This is a genomic window from Sphingomonas sp. (assembly GCF_035555815.1).
In the GTDB taxonomy this organism is placed as follows: Bacteria; Pseudomonadota; Alphaproteobacteria; order Sphingomonadales; family Sphingomonadaceae; genus Sphingomonas.
Map to the genome: position 1 here is coordinate 1 of NZ_DATMGG010000093.1, position 5,176 is coordinate 5,176.

A 5,176-nucleotide genomic window follows, 5' to 3' on the forward strand; every position below is an offset into this window, starting at 1 on the left:
CGCCGCCGAGCAGGCACGCCACGCAGCCGCTGGCGACGATCGCGCCCGGTCGCGTGCCGATCGACGGCAGCCGCAGCATCAGCCACGCCGCCGCCGCGACCGGAAGGTTGTAGAACACCGGCGCCTGCCCGCCACGCCCGCCGAGCAGCGACAGCCACAGCAGATAGGCGAGCGCGGCGGTGAACGCGCCGGCGCGGGTGGCGCCGACCTTGAGCGCGCTGTCGAAGACCAGCCACGCCGTCGCCGCGGCAAAGGCGCAGGCGAGCCATTGATAGCCGAGGATGTCGTCGCCCGGCAGCGCCGCCGCGCCGGCATAGAGCAGGAATAGGCCGACCGGCTTGCGATCCCAGATGTCGATGTACGGCACCGCGCCGTGGAGCAGCCGCTGACCGACCAGCAGATAATATTGCTCATCGACATGGATCACCGGATTGCCGAAATCGGCGCCGCGCAACGCGACCGCCGCGAGCGCGAGCAAGGCCGCGAACGCCGCGGCGGGCAACGGCGCGATGCGCGTGGTCATCGCCGACGGGGTCAATAGAAGCGCGCGAGGGTCAGCGTGCGGTCGCCGCCATTGTCGCACAGCCCCAGCCGGACGGTGCGGCCCGGATTGCCCGCCGGCCATGCGGCGACGCTGCTGGTCAGGTAATCGGGCGGCAGCGCGGCGCCGTCGATCGCGCAGATTCGCTCGCCCGCGCGCCATCCGGCGGCCTCCGCCGGGGAATTGCGCATCACGTGGAGCACGCGCAGCGCATGGCCTTCATGGGCGATCAGCAGCCCGCTGGTCGATTTGAGCGGGGTGCGATCGACGGTCTTGCCCGGCGCCAGCACCATCCGCCGCGCGCCGGGATCGATCAGCACGCGATACCGCTGGAGCAGCCCGGAACCGATCCGCCCGGCGGTGCCGGTCTGCGCGGAAAAGCCGTCCTTGCCCTCCACCCGCACCTCGACGTTGCGCGCGGTCAGCCCGGCCAGCCGGATGTGCGGCAGCACGGTCAGCTCGGTCTCGATCGCGCCGCCGAGCCCGAACGCATAGGCGGAGGTGAACGGCGTCGCGCCGTGGCGGCCCGGCCCCCACGCCTCGCTCGACAGCGTCACCGACGATCCGTCGCCGGTATCGACGATCACCGGGCGAAACCGCTGCTGGCCGATCGACAGCTCGCTGAGGAACGCGCCCGATTCGGGGGCGAGCGTGAGGGGCACCGACGTGCCGACGAACGGCAGCCGCCCCGACGGCAACAGGCGGAAGCGGCGCGAATCATAGTCGATGTCGAGCGCGTGGGTGCCGAGCAGGTCGCTGCCGACCAGCATCTCGACCGGATCGCTGCCGCCCGTCGCGATCGCTTTCAGGTCGGCGATGGCGATCCGGCCGCCGGTGCGCGTCAGGCCGCCCAGCCGCAGCGTCTCGATCGGCGCCCAGCCAAGCGGCACCGATCCGCCGATCGCGTCGGCGCGACCCGCCGCCGCCGGCTTGAGCCCGATCGCGTCGGCGAACACCTGCGACGCGATGGTGTAGCTGACCCCGGTATCGAGCACCGCGACGGCATCGCGGCCGTTGACCGTCATGGCGAAACGGATCTGGTTGCCGGGGGTCAGATCGAAATGGACCCATTCGACGGCGGTGTCGGCGGAGAGCATGGTGACCGGCGCCTGGGCCACGGCGGGCGACAGGCCGAACAGCAAGGCAAGGAACAGGCCGACGACGCGCATGATTTGGAGTCGGTTAGCGCGGTTTTGGGTCCGGCGCCATCGGATCGTGCGGGGGAATTCGCGGGGCAACTCTACGTTGAACCGTTATTGCGACGGGTTGAGCCGCGCGGCACCCCGATGGCTCGCGGCCGGCGCTGGAGTGCTTCTCCCGGCGTTGCCGGGCCCGCAATGATGGACGTGGGGGTGATGAGGGCATTGGGTGATGCCTGGGGGACCCCGGAACACATCCGGGCCGACGGTGCCGGGCACCGTTTCACGCCCCCTTACAGGCACGCCTCCAGCATCGCCTGGTCGAAGCCGTACTGCTTGGCCTTGTCGAGCGTATAGGGGCGCAGGCCCATCGAGCGGTATTCGCCGACGATCTTGCCGTCGGCGGTCTCGTCCAGATATTCGAACTTGAACAGTTCCTGCGTCACGATCACCGGCCCCTCCATCCCGATCACCTCGGTGATGTTGGTGACGCGGCGACTGCCGTCGCGCAGGCGCTTGACCTGGACGATCAGGTCGACCGAGTCGGCGATCTGGCGGCTGATCGCTTCCTTCGGGATCTTGATGTCGCCCATCATCACCATGTTCTCCATACGCCCCAGGCATTCGCGCGGGGAGTTGGAGTGGAGCGTGCACATCGACCCGTCGTGGCCGGTGTTCATCGCGGCGAGCAGATCGAAACACTCGCTGCCACGGATTTCGCCCAGGATGATGCGATCCGGGCGCATACGCAGCGCGTTCTTGACGAGATCGCGGATGGTGATCTCGCCTTGCCCCTCCAGATTGGGCGGGCGGGTTTCCAGCGGTAGCCAGTGCGGCTGCTGGAGCCGCAGTTCGGCGGCGTCCTCGATGGTCAGCACGCGCTCGCCGGGGTCGATCATCTTCGACAGCGCGTTGAGCATCGTCGTCTTGCCCGAGCCGGTGCCGCCCGAAATGACGATGTTGAAGCGGCTGGCGCCCGCGATCTTGAGCGCGGTCGCCATCTTCTGGTTCATCGAGCCGAACCCGGCCATCATGTCGAGCGTGATCGGCTTGTCGGAGAATTTGCGGATCGAGATGGCGGTGCCGCGCAGCGACAGCGGCGGCACGATCACGTTGACGCGGCTGCCGTCCTTGAGCCGCGCATCGGCGAGCGGGGTGGTCTGGTCGACGCGGCGGCCGACCGAGTTGCAGATTCGCTGGGCGATCTGGAACAGATGCTCCTCGTCGCGGAACTGGATGTTGGCCAGCTCGAGCTTGCCCTTGCGTTCGACGAAGGTCTGTTCGGGGCCGTTGACCATGATGTCGCTGATCGCCGGGTCGGACAGCAGCTCTTCGAGCGGGCCAAGGCCGAGCAGCTCGTCGACCAGCACCTTTTCCAGCGCGAACTGTTCGCGGCGGTTGAGCGTCAGCTTGAGCTCTGCAAGCACCTCGCCGATGATCGGGCGGAATTCCTCGGCCAGCTCGTCCTTGTTGAGCGTGGCGGCGGCTTCGGGATCGACGCGTTCGAGCAGGCGCGGCAGCACCTGTTCCTTGATCCGGTGGATCGAGGTCTCGAACCCCTCGGCGCGCGAACTGCCCTGATCGCCGGTCGCGGCGACCCGGTCGGCGAGCCGCTGCATCGCCTCCGACCCCGGACCGCTCGGTGCGGTGATCGCCGCCAGCGTCTCGCTCTCCAGGCTGGCGCCCGCCGGCGGCGCGCTGGTGATCGGCGGGAATTGCTCGCCGCCCTCGGGCTCCGTCGCACGCGGGCCACTGCCCTGCATCGGCCGCGCCACGCCAAACGCGGGGCGCGTCCCCGGCGCACCGCTGCTCAATCCATTCCGTCGACCGAAAGCGCTCATCAGCCCCTCACGCGGGTGGAAACCCGCACCCATGGCGAAGGGTTACGGCCGAAGTTTTGACAATTGCCTAACCAAACTCCGCCGGGGCAGGTTGCGGCAGCGCGACAGGGGGGCGGGCGATGCGACGGACGGCGGGAATGGCGGGGGTGGTGGCGATGCTGCTGCTGATCGGCGCGGCGGACGATCCGGCGCGCGACCCGGTTCTGCCCGCGTGGATGGCGGGGTGCTGGGTGGAGGAACAGGGCGACCGCTGGACCGAGGAATGCTGGACGGCGCCGCGCGGCGGCATCATGCTGGGCAGCGGCCGTTCGGGGCGCGGCGAGCGGCTGGGAAGCTGGGAGACGATGCAGATCGTTCTGGGCGATGACGCGACCAACGCAAGGATGGCGTTCTGCGGCGCGCCGCGCGGGCAGGGGCGGACCGCCTTTACATGGGCCGGTGCCGAGGGTGACGGCGTCACGTTCATCAACGCCGCGCACGATTATCCGCAGCGCATCCGCTATTGGCGTGAAGGCGAGGAGCTGATCGCGGAAACCGCGCTCGGCGACGGCGGCAAGGCGATGCGGTGGCGCTATCGGCGGCAGGGCGCGATGCCGTCGCGTTGAATCGGCAGCGCGGGAGAATCTCGCGCCAATCCTCGCGCGGCGCTGGATTGCCGCGGGGCTTCGCCCCTCGCAATGACGGGGTAGGTGCTGGCGCCGGCCGGGTCGGGTGGGCTGGCGCCGGCCGGTGACGGGTCAGTCCCCGGCGCGTTCGGCCAGCACGATCAGGCCCATGCCGTTGACCTCGGCAAAGCCGCCCTCGACGGCGATCGTCTCCGGCTGGGCGCCCTGGGTGCGATAGACCGAGATCTCGCCGTCGCGGACGGTCGACATCACCGGGGCATGGCCCTCGAGCACGCCGAAGTCGCCTTCGGTGCCCGGCACCACCACCATGTAGACGTCCTCCGAGCGGACCAGCTTTTCGGGCGTGACGAGTTCGAAGTGGAGCGACATCAACCTTGTCCTAATGCCCTCTCCCGACGGGAGAGGGAGGGGCCCAGGCCGGAAGGCCCGGGAGGGTGAGGGCGACCGATCGCGATCACCCTCATCCAACTTTGACTAGCCGGCACGCCGGCAAGTCTCCGCATCCTTCTCCCACCGGGAGAGGGAATTATGCCTCTTCGGCGAGCTTCTGGGCCTTGGCGACGGCTTCCTCGATGCCGCCGACCATGTAGAAGGCCGCTTCGGGCAGGTGATCATATTCACCGTCGACCACCGCCTTGAACGACTTCACCGTATCCTCGATCGCGACGAACTTGCCGGCGATGCCGGTGAACACCTCCGCGACGTGGAACGGCTGCGACAGGAAGCGCTGGATCTTGCGCGCGCGGGTGACGGTGACCTTATCCTCTTCGGACAGCTCGTCCATGCCCAGGATCGCGATGATGTCCTGCAGCGCCTTGTACTTCTGCAGCGTTTCCTGGACGCGGCGGGCGGTGTCGTAATGCTCCTGGCCGACGACGGCCGGGGACAGCACGCGGCTGGTCGAATCGAGCGGATCGACCGCCGGGTAGATGCCCAGCTCCGAAATCGCGCGGTTGAGCACGGTGGTCGCGTCCAAGTGGGCGAACGAGGTCGCCGGCGCCGGGTCGGTCAAGTCGTCCGCGGGGACGT

Annotated in this window: 4 protein-coding genes and 2 pseudogenes; 1 reads left to right on the plus strand and 5 read right to left on the minus strand. The window is 69.0% G+C overall.

All coding sequences use genetic code 11. From position 1 onward, the window contains the following. The 3 genes and pseudogenes from VNR91_RS05350 to VNR91_RS05360 all read right to left on the minus strand — a co-directional run. Positions 1–523: pseudogene (locus VNR91_RS05350) on the minus strand (hypothetical protein); the annotation flags it as partial. Between the two features lie 11 nt (positions 524–534). Beyond that, positions 535–1,710 carry an aspartyl protease family protein gene (locus VNR91_RS05355; protein ID WP_325489748.1) on the minus strand — a complete coding sequence of 392 codons (1,176 nt, stop codon included), beginning with the start codon at positions 1,708–1,710 and terminating at the stop codon, positions 535–537. A gap of 263 nt (positions 1,711–1,973) precedes the next feature. Next, a complete protein-coding gene (locus tag VNR91_RS05360) occupies positions 1,974–3,521 on the minus strand; it encodes a CpaF family protein (RefSeq protein WP_325489749.1) in 1,548 nt (515 codons plus the stop codon). Positions 3,522–3,640: 119 nt separating this feature from the next. Between VNR91_RS05360 and VNR91_RS05365 the strand changes: the two genes are divergently transcribed. Beyond that, the gene (locus VNR91_RS05365) at positions 3,641–4,126 is read left to right on the plus strand and encodes a DUF6265 family protein (RefSeq protein ID WP_325489750.1); all 486 of its coding nucleotides are present in this window, start codon (positions 3,641–3,643) and stop codon (positions 4,124–4,126) included. A 132-nt stretch (positions 4,127–4,258) separates the two neighbouring features. On the opposite strand, the gene VNR91_RS05370 is transcribed toward VNR91_RS05365, so the two are convergent. Further along, entirely contained in the window at positions 4,259–4,516 is a 258-nt protein-coding gene (locus VNR91_RS05370) for an ATP synthase F1 subunit epsilon (RefSeq protein WP_325489751.1), read from the minus strand. 157 nt (positions 4,517–4,673) lie between these two features. Further along, positions 4,674–5,176: pseudogene (locus VNR91_RS05375) on the minus strand (F0F1 ATP synthase subunit beta); the annotation flags it as partial.

Bases quoted from the DNA above. Each gene is read 5' to 3' on its own strand.
- VNR91_RS05370 (WP_325489751.1), bottom strand. From the start codon at position 4,516: ATGTCGCTCCACTTCGAACTCGTCACGCCCGAAAAGCTGGTCCGCTCG.
- VNR91_RS05355 (WP_325489748.1), bottom strand. From the start codon at position 1,710: ATGCGCGTCGTCGGCCTGTTCCTTGCCTTGCTGTTCGGCCTGTCGCCC.
- VNR91_RS05360 (WP_325489749.1), bottom strand. From the start codon at position 3,521: ATGAGCGCTTTCGGTCGACGGAATGGATTGAGCAGCGGTGCGCCGGGG.
- VNR91_RS05365 (WP_325489750.1), top strand. From the start codon at position 3,641: ATGCGACGGACGGCGGGAATGGCGGGGGTGGTGGCGATGCTGCTGCTG.